The organism is Extibacter sp. GGCC_0201, from assembly GCF_017566055.1.
GTDB lineage: Bacteria > Bacillota > Clostridia > Lachnospirales > Lachnospiraceae > Extibacter.
Genome location: NZ_JABFCH010000290.1, coordinates 1 through 208 on the forward strand (window position 1 = coordinate 1; position 208 = coordinate 208).

The 208-nt window shown below is 34.6% G+C and carries 1 protein-coding gene; it reads right to left on the reverse strand.

Translation table 11 applies throughout. From position 1 onward, the window contains the following. Nucleotides 1–55: 55 nt before the first annotated feature. Nucleotides 56–196, reverse strand: a complete 141-nt coding sequence (locus HJV72_RS20585; RefSeq protein WP_208073555.1) for a TrkA C-terminal domain-containing protein — start codon at nt 194–196, stop codon at nt 56–58. Nucleotides 197–208 lie beyond the last annotated feature (12 nt).

A 208-nucleotide genomic window follows, 5' to 3' on the forward strand; every position in this document is an offset into this window, starting at 1 on the left:
GAGGGGTATTTACATTATAACTTGAATATTCCATGACATTTTAATTAAATAAGTCCTAATCTTTATTCAGTCCTTTTATTATTTTTCGTTTACCGACAATCCATACCGTATCATTCTCCTTGAAAATTGTATCAGGGTCTGGATTCATAATATTCACGGTACTCCTCTCTATTCCGATAATGATGCTATCCGATATGTCTGCCTCCCG